Annotated in this window: 20 protein-coding genes and 1 pseudogene; 6 read left to right on the top strand and 15 right to left on the bottom strand. The window is 61.8% G+C overall.

What is annotated here, in order from left to right; genetic code table 11:
* Nucleotides 1–66 precede the first annotated feature (66 nt).
* Together ON753_RS13490 and ON753_RS13485 are read left to right on the top strand one after the other, a co-directional pair.
* Nucleotides 67–2,175, top strand: coding sequence for a 3-hydroxyacyl-CoA dehydrogenase NAD-binding domain-containing protein (locus ON753_RS13490; RefSeq protein WP_265963155.1), 2,109 nt, complete (start codon nucleotides 67–69; stop codon nucleotides 2,173–2,175).
* A gap of 140 nt (nucleotides 2,176–2,315) precedes the next feature.
* A complete protein-coding gene (locus ON753_RS13485) occupies nucleotides 2,316–2,966 on the top strand; it encodes a dihydrofolate reductase family protein (protein ID WP_265963154.1) in 651 nt (216 codons plus the stop codon).
* A 109-nt stretch (nucleotides 2,967–3,075) separates the two neighbouring features.
* Here the strand turns inward: ON753_RS13485 and ON753_RS13480 are convergent, their stop codons facing one another.
* The 5 genes and pseudogenes from ON753_RS13480 to ON753_RS13460 form a co-directional block, all read right to left on the bottom strand.
* On the bottom strand, nucleotides 3,076–4,509 hold the full coding sequence (locus ON753_RS13480) for an NAD(P)(+) transhydrogenase (Re/Si-specific) subunit beta (RefSeq protein WP_265963153.1): 1,434 nt from the start codon (nucleotides 4,507–4,509) through the stop codon (nucleotides 3,076–3,078).
* Nucleotides 4,510–4,522: 13 nt separating this feature from the next.
* Nucleotides 4,523–6,093, bottom strand: a pseudogene (locus ON753_RS13475) (Re/Si-specific NAD(P)(+) transhydrogenase subunit alpha).
* Nucleotides 6,094–6,506: 413 nt separating this feature from the next.
* On the bottom strand, nucleotides 6,507–7,379 hold the full coding sequence (yghU, locus tag ON753_RS13470) for a glutathione-dependent disulfide-bond oxidoreductase (RefSeq protein ID WP_265963152.1): 873 nt from the start codon (nucleotides 7,377–7,379) through the stop codon (nucleotides 6,507–6,509).
* A 189-nt stretch (nucleotides 7,380–7,568) separates the two neighbouring features.
* A complete protein-coding gene (locus tag ON753_RS13465) occupies nucleotides 7,569–8,828 on the bottom strand; it encodes a M24 family metallopeptidase (RefSeq protein ID WP_265963151.1) in 1,260 nt (419 codons plus the stop codon).
* Nucleotides 8,829–8,869: 41 nt separating this feature from the next.
* The gene (locus ON753_RS13460) at nucleotides 8,870–9,835 is read right to left on the bottom strand and encodes a TAXI family TRAP transporter solute-binding subunit (RefSeq protein ID WP_265963150.1); all 966 of its coding nucleotides are present in this window, start codon (nucleotides 9,833–9,835) and stop codon (nucleotides 8,870–8,872) included.
* 301 nt (nucleotides 9,836–10,136) lie between these two features.
* Here ON753_RS13460 and ON753_RS13455 point away from each other — a divergent pair, with 301 nt between their 5' ends.
* Complete coding sequence (locus ON753_RS13455; protein WP_265963149.1) at nucleotides 10,137–10,766, top strand: LysE family translocator; 630 nt, start codon at nucleotides 10,137–10,139, stop codon at nucleotides 10,764–10,766.
* Nucleotides 10,767–10,835: 69 nt separating this feature from the next.
* Here the strand turns inward: ON753_RS13455 and egtD are convergent, their stop codons facing one another.
* Entirely contained in the window at nucleotides 10,836–11,732 is an 897-nt protein-coding gene (egtD, locus tag ON753_RS13450) for an L-histidine N(alpha)-methyltransferase (RefSeq protein ID WP_265967155.1), read from the bottom strand.
* A 45-nt stretch (nucleotides 11,733–11,777) separates the two neighbouring features.
* A complete protein-coding gene (egtB, locus tag ON753_RS13445) occupies nucleotides 11,778–13,043 on the bottom strand; it encodes an ergothioneine biosynthesis protein EgtB (RefSeq protein ID WP_265963148.1) in 1,266 nt (421 codons plus the stop codon).
* A gap of 499 nt (nucleotides 13,044–13,542) precedes the next feature.
* On the opposite strand from egtB, the gene ON753_RS13440 reads away from it, so the two are divergent.
* Nucleotides 13,543–14,136, top strand: coding sequence for a TetR/AcrR family transcriptional regulator (locus ON753_RS13440; RefSeq protein ID WP_265963147.1), 594 nt, complete (start codon nucleotides 13,543–13,545; stop codon nucleotides 14,134–14,136).
* A 17-nt stretch (nucleotides 14,137–14,153) separates the two neighbouring features.
* The gene (locus tag ON753_RS13435) at nucleotides 14,154–14,441 is read left to right on the top strand and encodes a YciI family protein (RefSeq protein WP_265963146.1); all 288 of its coding nucleotides are present in this window, start codon (nucleotides 14,154–14,156) and stop codon (nucleotides 14,439–14,441) included.
* 564 nt (nucleotides 14,442–15,005) lie between these two features.
* Here the strand turns inward: ON753_RS13435 and metG are convergent.
* The 8 genes from metG to ON753_RS13395 all read right to left on the bottom strand — a co-directional run bounded on the left by metG (nucleotide 15,006) and on the right by ON753_RS13395 (nucleotide 23,448).
* Nucleotides 15,006–16,526 carry a methionine--tRNA ligase gene (gene metG, locus ON753_RS13430; RefSeq protein WP_265963145.1) on the bottom strand — a complete coding sequence of 507 codons (1,521 nt, stop codon included), beginning with the start codon at nucleotides 16,524–16,526 and terminating at the stop codon, nucleotides 15,006–15,008.
* A 191-nt stretch (nucleotides 16,527–16,717) separates the two neighbouring features.
* The gene (locus tag ON753_RS13425; RefSeq protein ID WP_265963144.1) at nucleotides 16,718–17,704 is read right to left on the bottom strand and encodes a YeiH family protein; all 987 of its coding nucleotides are present in this window, start codon (nucleotides 17,702–17,704) and stop codon (nucleotides 16,718–16,720) included.
* Between the two features lie 165 nt (nucleotides 17,705–17,869).
* The gene (locus ON753_RS13420) at nucleotides 17,870–18,928 is read right to left on the bottom strand and encodes a TRAP transporter substrate-binding protein (RefSeq protein ID WP_265963143.1); all 1,059 of its coding nucleotides are present in this window, start codon (nucleotides 18,926–18,928) and stop codon (nucleotides 17,870–17,872) included.
* 24 nt (nucleotides 18,929–18,952) lie between these two features.
* Entirely contained in the window at nucleotides 18,953–20,242 is a 1,290-nt protein-coding gene (locus ON753_RS13415) for a TRAP transporter large permease (RefSeq protein ID WP_265963142.1), read from the bottom strand.
* Nucleotides 20,242–20,832 (bottom strand): TRAP transporter small permease, encoded by a 591-nt coding sequence (locus tag ON753_RS13410; protein ID WP_265963141.1) that lies wholly within the window; start codon nucleotides 20,830–20,832, stop codon nucleotides 20,242–20,244. The genes ON753_RS13415 and ON753_RS13410 overlap by 1 nt, the downstream gene beginning before the upstream one ends.
* A gap of 56 nt (nucleotides 20,833–20,888) precedes the next feature.
* A complete protein-coding gene (locus ON753_RS13405) occupies nucleotides 20,889–21,404 on the bottom strand; it encodes a flavin reductase family protein (RefSeq protein WP_265963140.1) in 516 nt (171 codons plus the stop codon).
* Nucleotides 21,404–22,294 carry an aldo/keto reductase gene (locus ON753_RS13400; RefSeq protein ID WP_265963139.1) on the bottom strand — a complete coding sequence of 297 codons (891 nt, stop codon included), beginning with the start codon at nucleotides 22,292–22,294 and terminating at the stop codon, nucleotides 21,404–21,406. Before ON753_RS13400 ends, ON753_RS13405 begins: the two co-directional genes overlap by 1 nt.
* Nucleotides 22,294–23,448: an LLM class flavin-dependent oxidoreductase gene (locus tag ON753_RS13395; protein WP_265963138.1), complete on the bottom strand. Its 1,155-nt coding sequence runs from the start codon at nucleotides 23,446–23,448 to the stop codon at nucleotides 22,294–22,296. Before ON753_RS13395 ends, ON753_RS13400 begins: the two co-directional genes overlap by 1 nt.
* A 191-nt stretch (nucleotides 23,449–23,639) precedes the next feature.
* On the opposite strand from ON753_RS13395, the gene ON753_RS13390 reads away from it, so the two are divergent.
* On the top strand, nucleotides 23,640–24,350 hold the full coding sequence (locus ON753_RS13390) for a GntR family transcriptional regulator (protein WP_265963137.1): 711 nt from the start codon (nucleotides 23,640–23,642) through the stop codon (nucleotides 24,348–24,350).
* Nucleotides 24,351–24,384 lie beyond the last annotated feature (34 nt).

The raw sequence follows: 24,384 nt of genomic DNA, 5'->3' as shown, positions 1-24,384 counted from the left end.
ACTTTTGCATGTTGAAATGAAGCACCCGTTGCTCCACATTGCGGCCCGACAAGGAAAGGGTGAGGTATGACAGACACCGTAGGCTACGCCGTTCGCGACAATGTGGCCGTCATCACGATCGCGAATCCGCCGGTGAATGCGACCTCGCAGCAGGTCCGCACCGGCCTCATGGCCGCAATCGAACGCGTTGAGGCAGATCCCGAGGCCGGTGCCGCGGTCATAACAGGGGCAGGCAGGATCTTTGTCGGCGGGGCGGACATTACCGAGTTCGGCAAGGCGCCGCTGGAGCCCTATCTTCCGGATGTCGTCAACCGGATCGAGGAATGCACAAAGCCGGTCGTTGCAGCGGTCAATGGTGCAGCGCTCGGCGGCGGGTTTGAAATCGCGCTCGGTGCGCACGTGAGGATGGCAGCCCACACGGCCCGTGTGGGTCTGCCCGAAGTCACCCTCGGCCTCATTCCAGGGGCCGGCGGCACCCAGCGCCTGCCGCGGCTGATCGGCGTTGGCGCCGCAATTGACATCATCACCTCCGGCCGCCAGCTCTCTGCGCAGGAGGCAAAGAAGCTCGGTATCTTCGATGATGTGGTTGAGGCGGACGATCTTTTGAACGCTGCCACCGCGAAGGCGAGATCGCTGGCCTCGGGGGAGGACAGCCCTCGGCCTTGCGGGCAGCGGCCACGCCCTTCCATCGATCCAAAGGAGCTGGAGGCGGTTCGCAAGAAGACCGCGGCCAGGCACAAGGGGCAGATCGCCCAGCTCGCCGCGATCGATGCCGTGGAGGCAAGCACCCGGCTCGATCTCAAGGACGGCCTGGTGGAAGAGCGCAGCATCTTTCTGACCCTGATGGAGACACCGCAGCGGGCGGCGCTGATCCACGCCTTTTTTGCCGAGCGCAGGGCGGCTCAGCTTCCGGAAATCGCAGGTGTCGAGCCACCGCCGTTCGCGGAAATAGGGATCATCGGCGGTGGCACGATGGGTGCGGGCATTGCGACGGCCGCGGCCATGGCGGGGCTGAGCGTCGTTCTGGTCGAACGGGAAGCGGAGTTCGCGGACAAGGCCCGCCAGACGATTGCAAGGAACCTCGCCGGCGCGGTCGAGCGCAACAAGCTGAGCCAGGAGGCTCATGGCCGTATCCTGAACGAGCGGCTCAAAACCGTGGTCGGCTACGACGCGCTTTCAAATGCGGACATCATCATCGAAGCCGTTTTTGAAAGCATGGACGTCAAGAAGGACGTCTTCAACCGGCTGGACACAGTCGCCAAGGCTGGCGCGACGCTTGCCACCAACACGTCATATCTGGACGTGAACGAAATCGCGCTGGCGACCGGGCGGCCTCAGGACGTTCTCGGTCTGCATTTCTTCTCTCCCGCCCATATCATGCGGCTCCTGGAAATCGTCGTCGCGGACCGGACCGACAGGCGGCACGTCGCCCGGGCCTTCGCCCTGGCCAAGCGGCTCGGAAAGGTCGGCGTGCGCGCCGGTGTCTGTGACGGCTTCATCGGCAACCGCATCATGTCCCACTACCGCCTTGCGGCCGACTACATGATGATGGACGGGGCAAGCCCCTACGAGATCGACGCGGCCCTGACCGATTTCGGCTTCGCGATGGGCCCCTTTCAGGTGGCCGATCTCGCGGGCATCGACATCGGCTACGCCGCCCGCCAGCGCAAGGCGGCAACACGCGATCCGCGCGAAAGGTCGGTGGACTTCGCCGACACGCTCTATCACAAGGGCTGGCTTGGCCAGAAGACCGGACGCGGCTTTTATGTCTATGACGGCGAAAGCCCCAAGGGCCGTCCGGACCCGGAGGTCCTGGACCTGCTTTCAGAGGCAAGGCGAGAGGCCGGTATCGAGCCGCGCAGCTTCACCGCGGGCGAGATCCAGCGGCGCTACATGGCGGCGATGATCAACGAAGCCGCACGGGTCCTGGCCGACGGGATCGCGCAGCGCCCCTCCGATATCGATGTCGTTCTGCTGTTCGGCTACGGCTTCCCGCGCTGGCGCGGCGGCCCGCTTCATTATGCCGATGCTTACGGGCTGGAGAATGTCCTCGTCGATATCCGCAAGTTCGCCGCCGAGGATCCGTTCTACTGGTCGCCGGCCGTGCTGCTTGAGGAACTGGTGGCCGAAAACCGCAGCTTTTCCGGGCTGAATGACGACAGTCAAGTGAGTTAGTTATCGGACATAACCATCTTGATGAACCGGCTGCGGCCTGGATTCGGACAACGCGGATTGTGCGATTAAACCACTTGCAATATGACATCGGTTATGAGAGTTTGGCGCTTGCAGATCACAAGCAGATTGAGGTGTCGATTATGTCCAAGCTCCGTGTTTGCTGTTTCGGCGTGTCGCTCGATGGCTATGGTGCAGGTCCCTCGCAGGACCTGGAAAATCCGCTCGGCATCGGCGGCATGGCGATCCATGAATGGTTTTTCCCGACACGGACTTTCCAGTCCAAGGTCCTTGGCAATGACGGGGGCGAAACCGGTCCGGATGACGATTTTGCGCGGCAAGGCTTTGAGAATGTCGGTTCCTGGATCCTCGGGCGCAATATGTTCGGTCCCATCAGGGGCGAATGGCCGGATGATGAATGGAAGGGGTGGTGGGGCGACAATCCGCCTTATCAGACGGATGTTTTCGTCCTGACGCACTACCCGCGCGACCCTGTCGTCATGGAGGGCGGAACGACCTTCCATTTCGTCACCGATGGCATCGAGGCGGCTCTTGAGCGGGCGCGAGCCTCCGCGGCGGGCAAGGATGTCCGTCTGGGTGGCGGTGTCTCCACGATCCGGCAGTATCTCAGCGCCGGCCTTGTCGATGAAATGCACATCGTTGTGGCGCCGACGCTGCTCGGGAAAGGCGAGAACCTCTTCAGCCGGCTCGACCTGCCGGCGCTCGGCTATCAGGTCAGCTCGAGCCAGAGGACCAAGGCTGCCACCCACGTGACGATCAGTCGTCAGGGTTGAATGGTCGCAGGGTCCGAGCCGCCTCTACGGATGAAACGCGCGTCACGGCAAAGAAAAGCCGCCGCTCCAGTTCCCTGGAGCGGCGGCCTTGTTTCGTCTGCGGCCCGGATCAGTCGATCTTGGACAGCAGGGCGTCGACGCTGCTACGGGCGTCGCCGTAATACATCCGCGTGTTTTCCTTGAAGAACAGCGGGTTCTCGATGCCGGAATAGCCGGTGCCCTGGCCGCGTTTCAGCACGAACACCTGCTTGGACTTCCACACTTCCAGAACAGGCATGCCGGCGATCGGCGAGTTCGGGTCGTCCTGCGCCGCCGGATTGACGATGTCGTTGGAGCCGATGATGATCGCAACGTCGGTCCGCGGGAAGTCCTCGTTGATCTCGTCCATCTCCATGACGATGTCGTACGGCACCTTGGCCTCGGCCAGGAGCACGTTCATGTGCCCCGGAAGACGGCCGGCAACCGGATGGATGGCGAAGCGGACTTCCTTGCCGGCGGAGCGCAGCTTGCGCGTCAGCTCGGAGACAGCGTTCTGCGCCTGCGCCACCGCCATGCCGTAGCCGGGCACGATGATGACGCTGTCGGCGTCGTTGAGCGTGGCCGCGACACCGTCGGAGTCGATGGCAATCTGCTCGCCTTCCACTTCCATGGCCGGTCCGGTCGTGTTGCCGAAGCCGCCCAGGATGACGGAGATGAACGAGCGGTTCATCGCCTTGCACATGATGTAGGAAAGGATCGCACCGGAGGAACCGACAAGCGCGCCGACGACGATCAGCAGATCGTTGCCGAGCGAGAAGCCGATGGCCGCCGCGGCCCAGCCCGAATAGGAGTTCAGCATCGACACCACCACCGGCATGTCGGCGCCGCCGATGCCCATGATCAGGTGATAGCCGATGAAGAACGCGAGCAGCGTCATCGCGATCAGCGTCCAGATTCCCGCGCCGTTCAGGAACAGGATCAGGAAGAGCACGCTGAGGATCGCCGCCCCGGCGTTCAGCATGTGTCCGCCCGGCAGCTTTTCCGCCTTGGAGGAGACCTTGCCGGCCAGCTTGCCAAAGGCGACGACCGAGCCGGTAAAGGTAACCGCACCGATGAAGACGCCGAGGAAGACCTCGACCTTGAGGATCGACTGCTCGATCGGGGTCTTGTGGGCCAGGAGGGCGGCGAAGCCTTCCAGGGCCTCGCGCTCTTCAGCCGACATGGTCAGGACGCGGCCGAGTTCGATATAGGCGTTGAAGCCCACGAAGACGGCGGCGAGGCCCACCAGCGAATGCATCGCGGCCACAAGCTGCGGCATCTCGGTCATCTGCACGCGCTGTGCGACGTAATAGCCGATGATACCGCCGCCCGCGATCAGGATGATCGACAGCAGCCACAGGCCCGAGCCCGGGCCGATCAGCGTGGCGACCACCGCCAGTCCCATGCCGGCGATGCCGTACCAGACGGCACGCTTGGCGCTCTCCTGCCCCGAAAGGCCGCCAAGCGAGAGGATGAAAAGAACAGCCGCAACAACATAGACGGCAGTCGTGAAACCGAATTCCATCGCTCGGCCCTCCTTAGGATTTCTGGAACATGGCGAGCATGCGCCGGGTGACGAGGAAACCGCCGAAGATGTTGATCCCGGCCATGAAGACCGAGAGACCGGCGAGCAGGATCACCAGGAACGACCCGGACCCGATCTGCATCAGCGCGCCGAGGATGATGATCGACGAAATGGCATTGGTCACGGCCATCAGCGGCGTGTGCAGCGAATGGCTGACATTCCAGATCACCTGGAAGCCGACGAAGACCGCCAGCACGAAGACGATGAAATGCTGCATGAAGCTGGCCGGGGCGATCAGGCCCACGAGCATCAGCAGCAGTGCACCGACGGCCAGGAGGGTCACCTGCTGTTGGGTCTGCGCCTTGAAGGCGGCGACTTCCTGCGCGCGCTTTTCTTCCGGCGTCAGCTCCTTCTGCTTTTCCTTCGGCTTGGCCGCGATCGCCTGCACCTTGGGCGGTGGTGGCGGGAAGGTGATTCCGCCTTCGAAGGTCACGGTCGAGCCGCGGATGACGTCGTCTTCCATGTTGTGGACGACCTGGCCGTTCTTCTCCGGCGTCAGGTCCGTCATCATATGGCGGATATTGGTGGCGTAGAGGCTGGAGGCCTGGGTCGCCATGCGCGAAGGGAAGTCGGTATAGCCGATGATGACCACGCCGTTCTCCGTGACGATCCTCTCGTCCTTGACGGTGCCTTCCACGTTGCCGCCGCGTTCGGCCGCAAGGTCGATGATCACCGAGCCCGGCTTCATCGACTTGACCATGTCTTCAAGCCACAGCTTCGGGGCGTCCCGGTTGGGGATCAGCGCCGTGGTGATGACGATATCCATCTCCGGCGCCAGCTCGCGGAACTTGGCAAGCTGGGCTTCGCGGAACTCAGGGGAGGAGACGCTGGCATAGCCGCCCGTGGCAGCGCCGTCCTGCTGTTCTTCCTCGAAATCCAGATAGACGAACTGGGCACCCATGGACTCGACCTGCTCGGCCACTTCCGGGCGCACGTCGAAGGCATAGGTCACGGCACCCAGCGAGGTCGAGGTACCGATGGCGGCGAGCCCGGCAACGCCAGCGCCGACGATGAGCACCCTGGCGGGGGGAACCTTGCCGGCGGCGGTGATCTGGCCGGTGAAGAAGCGGCCGAAATTGTTGCCGGCCTCGATGACCGCCCGGTAGCCGGCGATATTGGCCATCGAGCTGAGGACATCCATCTTCTGCGCACGCGAAATCCGCGGCACCATTTCCATGGCGATGACGTTGGCGCCTGAAGCCTTCGCGGCTTCCAGCCCCGCCTCGTTGCCGCCCGGATTGAATAAGGAGATCAGCGTCTTACCCTTGGCGAGATAGCCGAGTTCCGTTTCGTCGGGCGGGCGGACCTTGGTGATGATGTCCGCCTTCTTCCAAAGGTCCTCGGCGGTATCGACGAGCTCGATGCCTGCCTTTTCATAAGTTTCGTCCGAAAAACCGGCGGCAGCCCCGCTCCGCGCTGGAGCAGGCAGCTATAGCCGAGCTTTTGCAGTTGAGACGCTGACTCTGGGGTCATGGCCACGCGGGCCTCCCCCGGGAAGGTTTCCTTGGGTGTCCCGATTTTCAGGGCTTCTGGCATATGTCGCTCCAAATGGTAACGAGGGAGTGGCCTATGAATGGTTTGCCCGTCCGATCTGGTGAACGAGTCACCGGTGCCGCCCGGACCGTGCAAGCGCGCAGCGAATATAGAAACGAAAATGTTATTTGTGACAAGGTGTGATTCAACATGATCTGCACGGTATTACCGGCAGGATCGGCAAACGGTGTGTTCGGGGGTGAATGTTAGTCAGCGCAATTTGAGCACTGTTGACTGTGTTCCGGTCGGTGCTCCGGCCGAATTACTCAAAAGGAAGTCGGTTTTAGTATATTTTTCCGTAACGACCGCAGCACCTGCGGGGTTTGGGCGGGATATAATCAGTTTAAGCAGAACGCTCCAGCGCCGCGGCTCCCGCCAGAAGAGAAGCCGCGGCTGTGGCAATTTTACTCGGCAGCGTTCCTGGCGGCGACCTTCGCATCCAGGTCCGATGCGTCGTGGCGCTCCAGAAGCTGTTCGGATTCGTCGCCCGAGGTACGGTTGACCATGCGCCCGCGCACCACGGCCGGACGGGAATCGATCTTCTCCGCCCAGGCCAGAACGTGCTTGTAGTCGCGAACCGACAGGAATTCGGCCGCATTATAGGCGCGCCCGAGAACCATCCCGCCATACCAGGGAAAGATGGCGATGTCGGCGATGGTGTAGTCGTTGCCGGCAATATACGGCCTGCCCGCCAGCAGCTTGTCCAGCACGTCCAGCTGGCGCTTGGTTTCCATGGCGAAGCGGTCGATCGGATATTGGTACTTTTCCGGTGCATAGGCATAAAAGTGCCCGAAACCGCCGCCGACATACGGCGCCGATCCCATCTGCCAGAACAGCCAGTTCAGCGTTTCCGTCCGCCCTGCGTGATCCTTGGGAAGGAATGCGCCGAACTTCTCGGCAAGATAGAGCAGGATCGATCCGGATTCGAAAACCCGCGTCGGCGTGTCGGTGCTGTGATCGACGAGGGCAGGGATCTTGGAATTCGGGTTGATGCCGACAAAGCCGCTGGAGAACTGATCGCCGTCACTGATGCGGATAAGCCACGCATCGTATTCGGCGCCCGTGTGGCCAAGCGCCAGGAGTTCTTCCAGCATCACGGTGACCTTGACCCCGTTCGGCGTTCCCTGCGAGTAGAGCTGCAGCGGATGTTTGCCGACCGGCAATTCCTTTTCATGGGTGGCACCGGAAACCGGCCGGTTGATGCTGGCAAAATCACCGCCGCTCGGCCGCTCCCACTTCCAGACTTTCGGCGGGGTGTAGGTCGTAGTGTCGCTCATGAGAATGAATCTCCAAAAGGGGATGAGACGGAACGTTTCGGAATGACTGCATACCTCAGATACGCAAATCATCGCAACATTACGATAGGTAGGTGAAGGGATGCGGATTTGCCAGTCCGTCACTCAGAGTTGAGAATGGTTTTTTAATTCCGGAGGAGATTTGAAGATGCCGGGACATGGTTTTCCCCCTCATGCCAGAAGATCGTCCTCAAAAGGAAAGCGGGACAGGACCTGGATGCCGTCAGCGGTGACGAGCAACTGTTGCTCCAGTTTGACGCCCTCCCGCGCGCCTTCCTCGCCGATATAGCTTTCAACGCAAAGCGTCATGCCCGGCTCGACGACGCCGTCATAGCCCGCATCGGGGAAATCTCCGTGATGGTAGAGATAAGGGTATTCCCCGGTCATCCCGCAGCCATGGGCGGACAGATAATACCGGTTGGCATAGAACTTCTCGGGAATGTTCCACGCCTTGTCCGCATACTCCCGGAATGTCATGCCGGGGTGCAGGATATCGATGTTGTGGTGCACCTGTTCATGGGCGGTCTTGTAGAGCTCACGCTGAACGTCGCTCGGCCGGTCCGGACCGGCATGAAAGGTGCGGGAGAAATCTGCGTAATATCCGTGGCAGCCGACCACATCGGTATCGAGTGCAATCAGCTCGTTCGCTCCGATGACATTGTCCGAGGTTTCCTGGAACCAGGGATTGGTGCGCGCACCGGCGCTCAGGAGCCGGGTTTCGATGTAGTCGCCATTCTGCTCGATGACGGACTTGTGCAGCACCGACCAGAGCTCGGCCTCGGTCAGTCCGGGACGGATCGCGTCGCGCAGTTTTCCGACACCGATCTCGGTCGCGCGCAAGGATGCGATGACGCATTTCATTTCCTCTGGCGACTTGATCGCGCGCGCCATTTCAACCGGCTCTTGAGCATCGGCGATGCGGAACCCGGCGTCCCGCAGCGCAATGGCGGTTCCCGCATTCAGCCGCTCAAGCCCCACCGTCGCATCCTTCATTCCGGTCAGTTCGCGTATGAGCGATGCCATTTCCGCCGCCCAGCTGCGTTCGCGTTCGGCAATATGCGGGCCGGCTGCAACGAAGCTTGCCGTTCTGGCCGGGCGAACCTCGTCTATGGTCTCGAAGCCTTCGCCCAGATGCAGGCAGCCGGTGAACTCGAACAGGACGGATCGGTTCGGTGTCAGCAGCAGGTAGCGGGAAGGGGCGTTGCGCATGGAGAAGACCTGCATGTTCCGTGTGCCGGTCGCATAGCGGATGTTCACCGGGTCGGACAGGATCAGCGCATCGATACCATAGTCGCCCATCTTCGCGCGCACACGCGCCTGCCGGTATTGGCGGACGGCTTTCAGATCGATGTCATGTGTCTCCGGCGCCCGGTCTAGCTGAACGAGCCCTTCCAGGTCACTGCGCTCCGCATGCCAGTCCAGATCCGCCATTTCGCCTCCTTCCGGGTCTTCTTTCTGAAATTGGCTGGAAATCAGAGCCAGCCCTGTTCCTGATAGTATTTCACTGCACCCGGATGCAGATCGGCCGTGAGGCCGTCCTTGATCATTTCTTCCCGCTTGAGGAGGGCGAATGCCGGATGTAGCGCCTTGAACTCGTCGAAATTCTCGAAAACGGCGGAAACAACCGCGTAGACGAATTGATCGGGAACATCCGCCGAGGTGACGAAAGTGGCCCTCGGGCCCCAGGAGGGAATGTCATTCGGGTTGCCCGGATACAGGCCGCCGGGAATGGTGGCTGCCGCGTAGGCGCTGGTCTCGGCAAGCACCTTGCCGGTGATTTCGCCATCAAGGGGGATGATCCTGATATCGCAGGTGGACGTCGCTTCGAGAGCCGAAGCGTTCGGCAGGCCGGCCGCCCAGATGGCGGCATCCAGTTTGCCCTCGCACAGTGCGGCGGCCTGTTCGGTGGACTTCAGCTCGCCGGCAAGCGCCAGGTCTTCAGGGGAAATGCCCGCCTGCAGCAAGAGAATCTCGGCCATTACGCGGCTGCCGGAGCCGGGATTGCCGATATTGACCTTCTTGCCCTTCAGGTCCTGCGCGCTGTCGATCCCCGCATCCTTGCGGGCCACTACATGCAGTGGTTCCGGATAGATGGAAAACAGCGCGCGCAGCCCGGAATAGGAGCGGTCGGCGGCAAAGGCTCCCGTGCCCTCGAGGGCCGCGGCCTGGACGTCGGACTGGACAACACCGAATTCGAGGTCGCCCCGGCGGATGGCCCGGATGTTGTATACGGACCCCCCGGTGGATTCGATCGAGCAGCGGATGCGATGCTCGCTGCGTTCCTTGTTGACCAGACGGCAGATTGCACCACCCGCCGGGTAATAGACGCCGGTTACCCCGCCCGTGCCGACGGTGATGAAGTCTTCCGCAGAGGCAGCGCCCGCAAATGCGACGGCCACTGCCAGAACGGCGCCTGCAAGGTTCGGTTTGATCGTCATCCGGCCGGTTCCCTCGTTGGAAAATTCTCACCTGCAAAGAAGCGGCTATCCCGGACAGGCGTCTCCGGCAAACGCTGACGCCGGCAGGTCGTTCCTCACATTCCGGGCGCAGCGCAGCGGAGATCCGGCATCGCCGAGCCGAAACTCTTGGCGTTAAAGTCATAAAGCACATCCCGGCGTGGAGGAACACCTGGGACCATCGCCTTCGCCATTCAGCACGCCATGAGTATTGCCGGGCGGGGCGCAATTGACTTTTGCCTGCCGGCTGTCCATTCGTTCATTCGCTTCCGGGGAGCCGACCATGATTCCTTTTGATGTTCTGACCGTCTTCCTTGCCGCAGCCATTGCACTGGGGCTGGCGCCCGGGCCGGACAATATTTTCGTGCTGACCCAGTCGGCGCTCCATGGCCGAATTGCCGGCCTCATCGTCACCCTGGGGCTGTGCACCGGTCTCATCGTTCACACTGTCGCGGTCGCTTTCGGTGTCGCGGCGATCTTCAAGACATCCGCACTGGCTTTCACGGCGCTGAAATTTGCCGGGGCCGGTTACCTTCTCTATCTGGCGTTTCAGGCCTTCCGGGCAGGCGGAGCGAAGCTCTCCGGCCGCAACGACCCGCCTCTGACTGCCTTCGCGCTCTACCGGCGCGGCATCGTCATGAACGTGACAAACCCGAAGGTCGCGATATTCTTCCTGGCGTTCCTGCCGCAATTTGCCGATCCGTCGCGCGGTTCGGTTCCGGTGCAGATCCTGTTGTTCGGCGGACTGTTTATCGTCGCAACCATCTTGGTGTTCGGCGGCATCGCGCTCGGCGGAGGGTTGCTTGGCGCGTTCCTGAAACGGTCGCACGGGGCGCAGGTCTGGCTCAACCGCCTGGCCGGCGTGGTCTTCGTCGGTCTTGCCGTCAGACTGGCCGTGACCGAGCGCGCGTGATCTTCAAAATGCATCTTCCGTGAGCGGCTCACGGAAGATGCGATGGTTGCGCAGGGCGGAAGCGGCGGCTCACACGGCCTGCAAGGTATAGACGGTGAACTTGTCTTCCTTGTCGCTCGCCTGATCGAGAACCCGCCAGCCGCCCTGGCCGGCGATCTCGGTGAAGGCTTCCTCGCTGTATTTGTGCGAGTTTTCCGTGTGGATCGTTTCGCCTTTCTCAAAGGCGATCTTTTCACCGCCGATGGATATCGTCTGCTCGCGCAGGCTCTCCAGATGCATCTCGATCCGGCTTTCCTCCTCGTTCCAGACCGCCTTGTGGGCGAACAATGTGAGGTCGATATCGCCGTCGAGTTCGCGGTTGATCCGTTGCAGGAGGTTCTGGTTGAACGCGGCCGTGATCCCGGCCGGATCGTCATAGGCTTCGACCAGCACCTCCCGGTTCTTCGGCCTGTCGACCCCGACGATCATGGTCGCCCCGGGGATGGCAGTGCGAATATTCCTCAACAGCTCGGCCGCGGCGGACTTCTCGAAATTTCCGATGGTAGATCCCGGGAAGAACACCAGAACCGGAAGTTCCGGCAGAAGCGGAAGCTCGCCGAGGGGCTGGGTGAAATCCGCCGCGACCGGGATGACGGCAAGCGAGGGATAGGCGCGGCGCACCCGTTCGGCGGCGTCCTTGAGATGATTTTCCGAAATATCGATCGGCATGTAGACCGAGAGATCGGGAAAGGCGCTGAGCAGCAGGTTGGTCTTGCGGCTCGATCCGCTGCCCAGCTCGACCATCGCTCCCCGGGAGCCGGGAAGGCGCCTGTAATTGCGGACGTTCTCCTTGAGAATGCCCAGTTCCGTGCGGGTCGGGTAATAGGCGTCCAGCTCGGTAATGGCTTCAAACAGATGCGATCCGACATCGTCGTAGAGCCACTTGCTGCTGACGGCCTTTCGCGGCGCATTCAGACCCGCCAGGATTTCGGATCTGAACGAGTTGTCCCGGGGCGGGGGAAACGTGTTTTGTCATTTGTCTCCTGCCAGTCTGAGGCCGAGCATCTGCCAGCGCTGGTGCGGATAGAAGAAGGTACGGTAGGACGGGCGCATCTGGAGCTTCGGAGTGGCGCAGGAGCCGCCGCGCAGCACCATCTGGTTCACCATGAACTTGCCGTTGTATTCCCCGATCGCGCCTTCCGGCGGTCTGAAGCCCGGGTATGGCGAAAAGGCGCTGCTGGTCCATTGCCAGACATCGCCCCACAGGCCGGTCCGGCGTCCCACCGGCACAAGCGCGCCGTGATCCATGAAGTTGCCTTCGATCGGTGTCTGCTCCGCGGCCGCTTCCCACTCCGCCTCCGTGGGCAGCCGGCATCCGGCCCAACGGGCGAAGGCGTCCGCCTCGTAGTAGCTGACGTGAACGACCGGTGCCGAGAGGTCGACGGGATGCGGGCCCTTGAGGGAATAGGTCCACCAGGTCCCGTCCTGCTTCCACCAGTAAAGGGGACTGTCCCAGCCGTTCTTCTCCCGGACCGCCCAGCCCTCCATAAGCCAGAGCGGCTGGGTTTCGTAACCGCCGTCCTCCATGAAGGCAATCCACTCGCCGTTGGTCACCGGCCGGTCGCAAAGCATGTAAGGCTCCAGCCAGACCTTGTGGCGCGGGCCTTCGCAGTCATAGGCAAAGCCGGTGCCGTCATGGCCGATTTCCACGAGCCCGCCGTCATGGGACGTCCAGCCCGGCTCGCGGACTTCGCTGACGGTGGCGGGTTTGGCGTCGGTATAGGCGGGAAGGAGAGGGTTATAGGAGAATGCGTGCAGGAGATCGGTCACCAGCAGTTCCTGGTGCTGCATCTCGTGGTGACAGCCGAGCGTGATCAGCGCCTCAAGCTCGTCCCGGTCCAGCGTGAAAGCGTCCCGCGCCACACCTTCGCGCAAGGCGTCCTCGACATGCGAGCGATAGGCCATCACGTCCGGCACCGCCGGCCGGGACAGGAGGCCGCGTTTGGAGCGGGTGTGCCGGGGGCCGGCCTGCACGTAGTAGGAATTGAACAGCAGCGCGAACCGGTCGTCCCTCGGCTGGTAGCCGGGGAGCGAGGGTTTCAGGATGAATTCCTCGAAGAACCAGGTGGTGTGCGCCAGATGCCACTTGGGCGGGCTGGCATCTTCCATGGACTGCAGGCCCATGTCCTCGTCATTCAAGGGGGCCACCAGCGCCATGCTGCGGGCCCGGGTGTGGTCAAAGAGATCGAGCGCAGCAGTTTCCTGCGACGGCTCGGCCCGTCCTTCCATATACGTCATTTGCTTCCCTCCGCGCGGAAACCGGCATTCCTGCCTTTAGCCGGTCCTGTGAGTGCCGCCAGGCTGGTTGAACTTAGGAGAGGATTGAGGATTTCCAATGTCGGGAATTGCGCGCGGCTGCGGCACAAAGCCGTCACCGCAGCGCGCGTTCCCGCATTGTTGATAAAACACAACATTGTTTTGGACTGTGTCATTTAACCTGTCGTTTGATGATAACTGTGCAAGTATTTGATTTACAGGAACAAACCGATACTGCACATGCCCGAAGCCGCCGGACGCCGGCTGATCGCAACCATAGAAAATCCTTCCTGACAGGGTGTGTCAGGAGAGGTTGCAACCTCGGTTCACGTTGACGTGAGGCCGGCGATGGCCTGCATCGGCTGCGACGGGTTAACCGAGCGGACCGGGTTGACTGTTTAGGGCATTTGTCCTAGTTGCTAAGTCAATTGTCCTAGAAAAGACCAGCCAGGGCCAACGGCTTGTAAATCGGAGGGAACGAATGACAGGCAGCACGACCCGGCAGCAGATCGTCGACGCGGCAGACAGCCTCTTTTACGGCCGGGGCTATGCAGCGACGTCCTTCGCGGACATCGCGGCGGCGGTGAAAATTTCCCGCGGGAACTTCTACTACCATTTCAGGACCAAGGACGAGATCCTGGACGCGGTGATCGAAAAGCGCCTCGGGGACCGTAAGAAGCTGCTTGCCGTATGGGATGAAACGGCCCGGGACGCGGCGGTCCGGATCGAATGTTTCGTCAGGATCGTCATCGCCAATCAGGCAAAGATCATGGCCCACGGCTGTCCCGTCGGCACGCTCACCACCGAACTTGCCCGGCTCGACCACGGCTCGAAGGAAAAGGCCAATCAGATCATGGCGCTGTTCCGGGATTGGCTCACCAGGCAATTTGAAGAACTCGGCTGCGGCGGGCAGGCGGAAGAGCACGCCCTGCACGTCCTGAGCTGGAGCCAGGGCGTGGCGACCCTTGCCCAGGCCTTCAAGGACGAAGGCTTCATCCGGCGCGAAGTCGACCAGATCCTGGAGTGGCTGAACAGCGTCCGGCCGGCTCCGGCGACCCGAGCAAACGCATCATGACCCGAAGGAGAAAACCCATGTTTGTCGTCACTCTGACCTTCTCGCACAACACGGCGCGCGCCGCAGATCTGATGGAGGGCCACAAGGCCTGGATCCAGCGCGGTTTCGACCGGGGCATCTTCCTGATGGTCGGCAGTCTGCAACCCGATCGTGGCGGCGGCATTCTCGCCCACAATGTTGCCCGGGAAGACCTGGAGGCCTTTGTGTCCGAGGACCCGTTCGTCGCCGGGAACGTGGTGACCGCCGACGTCCTGGAGATCACGCCGGCACGGCTGGACGAACGGCTGGAGTTTTTGGCCGCCTAGCGGAATAGCGATTATCCCGGCGCTGCCAAGTGCGCCGAATGGTTCGTTTTTCATTGGAGAACGCCTGTGGCCAACGGTTACTCATCGCGGGTGATCCCCGACTTGATCGGGGATCCAATCATTTCCAGAGCGGTCGCCTTCAAGACCTCGTGTGCCGCACATCCTGCAATCCATACAAATCTTCCTGCAAACCAGACAAGCCAATGGATCCCCGATCAAGTCGGGGATGACCTCTGAGAGGGGCTTGGGACCTACTCGCTAAACCGAGTTGATGACAACGGGTGCAAACCCGACCCCGGCACGGTCGCCTGCCACTGGTCTCCCGGAATTGTGCTCCGGGAGACCAACTCCACAATAACACCAAGCTCAACAAACAATCCCGGCCAAGCGCAGCGCGAGCCGGGATCAGAGAGCCACACGTTTCTCGGATTCAAACCGGGGGCCTCGGCTCACCGATCCCGGATTTCCGCTTCGCTGCGTCCGGGATGATGATTGGGGGAGGGTTTTCACAAGAAAAAGGCACCCGGATAAAGGGCGCCTTTTCGTGTCATTCGATGCCGGAAGCTACTGCACCCGCGGGAACAGCGTCTCGATCTCGTTGAGTTCGCCTCCGCCCTTCAGCCTGTCCAGTTCCGGTTTCCACGGAGCGGCGGCGTCCGGTGCGTTCAGCATGGCGAGTGCCTTGCCGGCGGATTCCGGGATGACCTGCAGCAGGGCTTCCATGACGATGCGCAGGCAGTCGAGGGTGACATAGATGACCGTCTCGCAACGTTCCCGGGTCTCATCGTTCTTGATCAGATCCCAGGGCGCCTGTTCGGCGAAGTAGTTGTTCATCTCGTCCGCCACCGTGATGATGGACTGCATCCGCACCGGAATGTCGGCGAGGTTCATCCATTCGCCCATGTCCCTGGTCGCCTCGACCACGGCCTTGCGGATGGCCTCGTCCTGGGCCGAAAGCGGACCAGGCGCCGGCAGCTTGCCGTCGAAGCGCGCCTTGGAGAACTTGGCCGCCCGCGACAACAGGTTGCCGATCTTGTTGCCGAGTTCCGTATTGTAGCTCTGGGTGATGAACTCGACCGAGATCTGGCTGTCGCTGTCGGCGCGCATGTGCCGGGCAAGATACCAGCGCAGCGCGTCGACACCGAGCTTGTCGACCACCTCGACCGGATCGACCACGTTGCCGATCGACTTTGACATCTTCACCCCGCCGGCACCGACCCAGTGGCTGTGCACGGTGAGCTTCTTGGGCAGCGGCAGTTCGGCGGCCATCAGCATGATCGGCCAGTAGACGCCGTGCGGCTTCAGGATGTCCTTGCCGATCAGGTGCTCGCATTCAGCCCACCAACTCTCATAGCCCTCGCTCGGCCAGCCGATATTGGTGAGATAGTTGGCCAGGGCGTCGAACCAGACATAGGTGACGAAATCCGGGTCGAACGGCAGCTCGACGCCGAGGGTCACGCGGGTCTTCGGCCGGGAGATGCACAGATCGTCCAGCGGCTCGGACAGCATCTTCTTCAGTTCGTTCCGGAAGGCTTCCGGCTGGACGAAATCCGGGTTGTCGGCAATGTGCTGCAGCAGCCGCTCCCGGTAGGGTTCCATCTTGAGGAAGTAGTTGGTCTCGTCCGTCTGCTCCACCGTCATGGTGGGGTGCAGCGGGCACTGGCCTTCCTCGGTCAGGTCCGACTCCTTCTTGAACTCCTCGCAGCCCTTGCAGTAGGTGCCGGTATACTGCTTCTTGACGATCAGACCCTTGTCGTAGATCGACTGCTCCATCGCGGCGACAGCCTGCTTGTGACCTTCCCGGCTGGTGCGCACGAAATAGTCGTAAGCCACGCCCAGGCGGTCGAAGACGCTGCGGAATTCCTTGCCGCGCATGTCGAGGAATTCTTCGACGGACATGCCGAGCGCCGCCGCTGCTTCCTGGTTCTTCTGGCCATGCTCGTCGACGCCGGTCGACAGCAGCAGCTCGTATCCGAGCGCCAGCCGGTTGCGCTTCAGGATATCGGCCATGACGGACGTAAAAGCATGACCGATATGCGGAGAACCGTTGACGTAATAAATCGGGGTCGTGATGTAGCTTTTCATCCAAACGCTTTCGAAATGTCTGGGCGGACGTAAGTCAATATTGTCTAACGTCGACCGGCATGCCGGTCCGCCATAAGAGGTGCGAGCTATATTCCATACTCGCCAGCACAAGAAAAGCCCCGGTCTTGGAAAAGGACCGGGGACACAGTCGATATATAGGGTTTGTGTCAAGGTCCGGAAAGTTCACCCGATCAGCCAGATTCCCCCAGCACGAACAGCGCCAGGAAGGCTGTTTGCGTCACGACCATCCAGATGGCCTGACCGCCGACCTCCAGGATCTTCGGGATCGAGGTCTTCATGCCGACGGCGGCGATGGCCGCGAGCAGCGCCCACCGGGAGACCTGACCGGCCACGTCCTTGACCAGGTTCGGGATCAGGCCGAAGGAGTTGAGCGTGGCAAGCACCAGGAACGCCACCACGAAGGCGGGCATCAGCGGCGGACGGGCAGTGCCCGGGTCCATGCCCTTGCGCAGGATCAGCGCCGCCACGAGCACGATCGGGGCGAGCATGGTGACACGGATCAGTTTCACCAGTGTGGAAAGATCGCCCGTTTCCTCGGAAATGGAGAACCCCGCCCCGACCACCTGGGCAACGTCGTGGATCGTTCCCCCCAGGAACACGCCGGTGGCGTCCATGGAAAGGCCGAGAGCGCTGGTCAGGATCGGATAGAAGATCATGGCCAGCGTCGAAAGCACCGTCACGGTGATCACCGTGAAGGCGAGATCGCGTTCGGCATGTTCGCGCTTCGGCAGGATCGAGCCGATCGCCATCGCAGCCGACGCCCCGCAGATCGCAACCGCACCGCCGGACAGAAACGCGAACAACCTGTCGCGGCCGAAAAGCCCTCCGATCAGCAGCGAAAAGCCGATCGTTGCCAGCACGCCGAGGATGACGAGACCCAGGAACGGAATCCCCAGGGCCTGGACCATTTCCACACTGATGCGCACACCGAGCAAGGCAACGCCAATGCGCAGGAGCGTTCTTGCGGCAAAGGAGATCCCTTCCGACGTGCGCTGCTCCTCGGACAGGAAATTGAGCGGCATGCCGAGCAGGATCGCCATCAGCATGGCCGGCGCGCCGTAATGCTCGTTCAGGAACTGGGCGGCAATCGCCACGAGCCCGGCGATGACGATCCCGGGAAACAGCTGGTTGGCGCGATCTTTCAATGGTTCGACCATTTGGGTCCTTGGCTTTGTCTCGGGGGCTTCGATGTGAGGTTTCGATCTGACAGAGGATCTTATGGGGCGGTAGCCTAGACGCAGGAGAGGACGAGAACAGCAAAGAAGTTTGCAAAAAGAAGGGAGCCCGTTCCGGCACGGGCTCCCTCCCTTCATCGGCACAGTCTAGTTCAGATCGGCATCGCGGTCGGCATTGACGTCCGCTTCCGCTTCCGCAACGGCTTCTTCAAGAGCGACGAAGATTTCCGCGCCTCGGCCGACATTTTCCTGGAACCAGTCGTAGACCGGCGCGGCAGCTTCCCTGAAGGCGTCCTTCTGGTCCGGGGTCGGCACGTAGAGATCACCGCCGCCGGCGACGAATTCCTCGTAGGCCTGGATCGACTTGCGCTTGGGCGAAGCAAAGGTTGCCTGCTGCAGGGCGTGGAAGCCATCGATAACGACCCGGCGAAGATCTTCCGGCAGGGAGAGGAACTTCTCGTTGTTCATCCACCAGAGCGCCCCCATGTAGGCGTGGCCGTCAAGGGTGACATATTGCAGGCCGGCATCGGGGAACTTCATGCTCATGATGTCGGTGATGCCGTTCTTGGAGCCTTCGACGACACCGGTCTGGAAGGACGTGAACAGCTCCGGCCACGGGATCGGGGTCGGGGAGGCGCCGAGCGCCTTGACCAGTTCCTGCGGCAGGTCGGCCACGACGGTCCGGATCTTCAGGCCCTCCAGGTCGGACGGTTTTTCGATGCGGCGCTTGGTGTTGGCAAAGTTGCGCCAGCCGCCGGTATTGCCGATGGTCATCAGACGGATGGCGCCGCCGGAATCCTCGAGGGCCATCGCACGCATCTTGCGGGTGAAGTCGCCCGAAAGCACGTGTTCCGCAATCCGGTCGTCGGACATCATATAGGGCAGGTCGAGGACCTGCACATACGGGAAGATCCCCGCCGCACCGCCGGACGTGGAGATGTAGATGTCGAGCGCCCCGTCGGCGACGCCCTGCAGGCACTCCGCCCCGTTGGAGCAAAGCTGGGTGCCGATGAACAGCTCGACTTCGATCGCGCCGTTGGACGCCGCTTCCACGAAGTTCTTGAAGACGACGAGGCCGTCATAGTCCTCGTCGTTTTCGTTGGAATTGGCGGTGGCGCGCAATGTGTAGTCCGCCGCCACGGCACTCAGTGCCGACCCGGCGAGCATCGCCGCCACGGTGAATGTCTTAAGTGCAGATTTGAGCATCAGTTCCTCCCTTTAAGCTCAATATCAGTCGGCAAATCCGGTGTAGCGCGGGATGGCCATCGAAAGTGCCGGTATGTAGGTGATCAGGAAGATCACCGCGATCTCCACCGCCAGAAACGGCAGAATTGCCTTGGAAATCGTGTCCACCCGCTCTCGTGAAACCGATGCGGCGACAAACAACACCAGCCCCATCGGAGGCGTGGCGAGGCCGACAGTCAGGTTCACGCTCATGATGATGGCAAAGTGGATCGGGTCGACGCCCATCGACGTAAAAATAGGCCCCAGGATCGGCCCCAGGATGATGATCGCCGGGCCGGCATCGAGGAACATGCCGACCACGAAGAGCAGCAGGTTGATCAGGAACAGCAGGATCAGCGGGTTCTCGGTCAGGCTCAGCACGAAGCTTGCCATCATTTCCGGTGCATGGCTGAGGCTGACGACCGTCTTGAAGGCCATGGCAGCGCCGACGAGCAGGAGGACGACCGCCGAGGTGACGCCGGCCCTGTTGAGCACGCCCGCTATTTCCGACGGTCTTATCGTCCGCAGGACGAAGAGGCCGATGACCAGGGCATAGGCGACTGCGACCGCGGCCGCTTCCGTCGGCGTGAAGATGCCGCCCAGAATACCGCCCATGATGATGACCGGTGTCAGCAGCGGAAAGAACGCCTTCAGCGACGCCTGGCCGCGCTCGCCCCAGGTGTATTTCCGGCTGGCGGCGGGAAAGTCGTATCTGTCGGCCATGAACTTGACCATGATCATCAGGCCGAGCCCCACCATCACTCCCGGCACGATGCCTGCAAGGAACAGGGCCGCAACGCTTTCGCCCATGACATAGGCGTAGATGATCATGATCCCGGACGGGGGAATGATCGGGCCGATGACGGAGCTGGCCGCGGTGATCGCGGCGGCAAACCGGCGGGTGTATCCCTGCTTTTCCATCGCCGGGATCAGCATGGAACCGAGCGCGGAGGTATCCGCCACCGCGGAGCCGGAAAGGCCGGCGAACAGCATTGAGGACAGGATGTTCACATGGGCCAGGCCGCCGCGCAGATGACCCATCAGTGCCTGGCTGAATTCCACCAGCCGCAGCGTGATGCCGCCCTTGTTCATCAACTCGCCGGCGAGCATGAAGAACGGAATCGCCATCAGAGGAAAGCTGTCCATGCCGTTGTAGACGTTGCGGTAAAGCAGCGTGATGTCGCGCTCCTGACCGTTCAGCCACAAGATGATGCCCGGCGCGGCCAGCAGGCCGAAGAACACCGGCAGGCCGATCATCAGGAACAGGAGGAAGATGGGAAGAAACCAGATCAGCATCACTCGGCTCCCACCGGGTCGGCGTCCGGAATGACCGGCAGGCGTTCGGTGCCGCCGATTGCGGAAATGACGTTGCGCAGGATCAGCTCGACATTGACCAGCGCCAGCAGGACCACGCCAACAAGGAGCGAGGCCATCATCCAGCTGCGCGGGACGCGGAACCATTCACTGAAGGTGGCATTGCCAGGCACATAGAGCGAGGCGGTCGCAAACCGGCCGCCGAAGCCGGTGACCTCCGCATAGCCGATCCGGATCGCGACCAGCAGAACGAGCAGCGAAAGCGCCAGCAGAGCCAGCGAAAGCAGGTGGGCGAGAGCCCGCGGCAGGGCGTGGCTGATCATGTCGATCGCCACGAAACCACCCCGCCGGAAGGCCGTCGGCGCCATCAGGCCGGTCATCCACAGCATGCAGAACCGCGCGGCTTCATCGGGCCAGGGCAGCGCATTGTTGAAGACATAGCGGAACACGACCTGGATCAGGATCGCGACAACCATCAAGGCTACGGCGAAAGCGCCGATTGCACGGCCGATGCGCAATAAATAGGAATTGGCAAAGGCAAGCGGTGCGAGGACCGCCAACAATGCGCCCATCCGGGCTCCTCCCTGAATATTCCGTTGATACGGGGCGCCCGCCCCGCGGTTGCCGCCTATTTCGGGGCGATTTGCCCGAGCTTGCCGGCAAAGAAGGTGAGCGCGTCTCCGGTGCGCATTTCCGCCTGCAGGACCCGGCCCAGCACGATCAGATGGTCGCCGCCCTCATAGGCCGCGTACCGCCGGCATTCGAAGCGGGCGAGGCAGTTCTCGATCAGCGGAACGCCGTTCTCGTCGGTCCTGTAGGGCAGCCGGTCGAACGCATGGGCATTGCGGGCGAAACCGCTGCAGACCTCAGCCTGCTCATGGCTCAACACGTGGATGGCATAATGCTCGGCCGTCTCGAAATAGCGGAACCGGCGCGATCCCTTGTCCGGCATCCACAGAACCAGCGGCGGCTCCAGGGAGACGGAGGAAAAGCTGTTGGCGGTGATCCCGACCGGGCCGTCGTCGGTTCCGGTGGTGACGACGGTCACGCCGGTTGCGAAGCGGCCGAATGCGTCCCGCAGGAGGCGGGTATTGTCGGAATCAGGCTCGAAGGTAACGGTATGATTGGTATTGTGCATGGTCATCAGGGCACCTCTTTTCCGAGGGCCGCTTCATAGAGGCGGTACCAGGTTTCGCGGTCCAGATTGACCTTCAGCGCGTCGGCGATCCTGCCGATCCGTTCCAGGTTGTTGGTTCCAAGAACGGGAAGAACCTGCGCCGGGTGCGCCAGAAGGAAGGCGACTGCAACCGCCGAACGGTCGACGCCGTAGTCTCCTGCAAGTTCGTCAAGGACAGCACCGATCGCGCCGCCCTCGGAGATCAGCGCGCCACCGCCGAGCGGCGACCAGGCCATGATCCGGGTTCCGAGCCGCTGGTGAAACGCGACATCGCCGTTGGTGAACGGCGAGATCTCCTTCAGGGAAATCTCGATCTGGTTGGTGACCAGTTCGGTTTTCATGGCCGATTGCAGCAGTTGCCAGTCCCACGGACGGAAATTGGAAACGCCGACATTTTTCACCTTGCCGCTCTTCACCAGATCATCGAGCGCGGACGCGGTCTCATGGTGATCCATGAAGGGGTCCGGCCTATGGATCAGCAGAAGGTCGATCGTCTCGATGCCCATATCGGCAAGGGATGCCTCGACCGATTTCTCGATATGCGCACGGGAGGTGTCATAGTGTTTCACCATGCTGGACGCATAGCGGCCGACGGGGGCGACGATGCCGCATTTGGTGACGATTTCGATCCTGTCGCGCAGGGCCGGGTTGGCCTTCAGCGCGCCGCCCAGAACGGCTTCCGCGGTGTAGCCGCCATAGATATCCGCCTGATCGAACGCGGTAATTCCCTGATCGAGGCAGGTCTGGATCTTCCTCTCCACATGGGCGGGCGATGTGTCCTTGTCGTCGCCGAGGCGCCACATGCCGTAGATCAGCCGGGAAATCTCCAGGGTGTCGGTAAGTCTGACGCGTTCCATCAGCGACGCACTCCATTGCCGAGAGGGGTTGCCGGGGTCTCGGCCGGGACGCGGCCGTAGACATGAGGAAGCGAGCAGGTTTTCAGGTTCGGCAGGACGCGCGAACCGAAGTGCTTTGCTTCCTCAAGATGCGGGTAGCCGGAGAAGATGAAGGCTCTTATGCCCATCTTCTGGTAGTCCTCGATCTTGGACAGGACCTGATCCGTGGAGCCGACCAGCGCGGCGCCGCAGCCGGACCGGGCGCGGCCGACGCCGGTCCACAGGTTCGGTTCGATATATCCGAACTCGTCGGCAATATCGCGGTTTTTGGCCTGATGGCTGACACCCAGGGACCGGGCATCGAGAGCCCGCTCGCGGATTGCCGTGCCCTGGACGTCGTCCAGTTTGGAGACGATGTAGTCGGCATATTCCTGCGCTTCGCGTTCGGTGTCGCGCACGATCATGTGGACGCGCAGGCCGTAGTCCAGCGTGCGGTCGTATTTTTCGGCCACCGCATTGACGGCCTTCATCCGCCCGGCCAGTTCCTCGACCTTTTCGGGCCACATCAGGTAGACGTCGCAGTGCTGACCGCAGAGCTCCAGCGCGGGGGGCGAGTAGCCGCCGAAATAGAGCAGGGGGCCGCCGGTCTGATAGGGCTTGGCCGGGTCCGTGGTGAGCCCCTTGAAGGTGTAGATCTCGCCTTCGAAGTTGATCTCGTCCTGCGTCCAGGCCTGTTTCAGGATCTCCACCACCTCCCGCGAGCGCTGGTAGCGGTAGCCGCTGTCGGCCTGTTCGCCGGGAAAGTCCGACGAGATGATGTTGACCGTCAGGCGCCCCTTCAGCATGTGGTCGAGCGTCGCAATGGTGCGCGCCAGCATGATCGGCTGCATTTCACCGCAGCGCACGGCCGCCAGCAGGTTGATCCTGTCCGTGATCGGCGCACAGCCGGCCACGAAGGAGAGCGTGTCCTGGCCGACCTGGTAGGAAGACGGGCACAGGATGTTGCGGAATCCCTGTTCTTCCGCTGTCTTCACGATCGAGGAGCAGTGCTCCCACGAAGACCGCAGGTGGCCTTCCGGAACTCCCAGGAACTGGTAGTCGTCGGAGCACAATGCCGCGAACCAGGACACTTCCGCAGCGTCGAGATCCGGCGATGTTACCGGGACAACAGTCATGGATTTCTCCCTTTGATCGGCCTGCCGTCCTGCGGAACGCCGGGATGGCAGCAAAGTTGAGCGGTCTTTGAGAACGCGGTTTCGTTTGTTTTCGATTGGCTTCACTTCGCCTTCGAATTTCCTCTTGCATATCACCCGATTTGATGTAAATCAATAGTGTATCAATTTTGAATTCGGGTCCTCAGAAACGCATGCCGACCGCCTCGCAAAACTCCAACGCCCTGCCACTCTATGTGCAGATAAGCGAACTTTTGATCAGGGATATCGCCGCCGGACGGCTGATCGACGGCGAGCGTCTGCCGCCCGAGCGCGACATGGCGGAGGAGCTGGGAATATCGATCGGCACCCTGCGCAAGGCTCTGGCCGACCTTACGGAAAAAGGCTTACTCGAGCGGATCCAGGGTTCGGGAAACTACATACGCCAGGGCGGGGCCCATGAGAGCGTCTATGCGATGTTCCGCCTGGAGCTTCTGACGGGGGGCGGTCTGCCGCGGGCGGATGTCCTCAACGTGGAGCGCATGGCCAAGCCGGACGTTCTTCCGGCCTTCGGCACCAGCGCGGAGGGCACCCGGATTCGTCGGCTTCGATATCTAAATGATGTCATGATCGCGGTCGAGGAGATCTGGCTCGACGGCGACTCAGGCTTCGTCAGGCGGGACCAGCTCTCCGATTCGCTCTACCGCTATTACCAGAAGCAACTCGGCTTCTGGATCGTTCGCGCTGAAGACAGGGTGACGATCAAGGAGGTGCCCGCCTGGGCGCCAGAGGTGTTTTCCAAGGCGCCGGGAACGGTCACGGGTTACATCGAACGGTTCAGCTGGGCGGACCGGCCCAAACCGGTCGAATACTCGCGGACATGGTTCGATACCGACAGGGCGCATTACGTTCAGCGACTGAAATAGGCGGGTGAAAAGACCCTGCCTCTTGTGGAGGATT

The organism is Roseibium salinum, assembly GCF_026240905.1.
Taxonomy (GTDB): Bacteria; Pseudomonadota; Alphaproteobacteria; order Rhizobiales; family Stappiaceae; genus Roseibium; species Roseibium salinum.
This window is presented reverse-complemented; position numbering and strand designations above follow the sequence as displayed.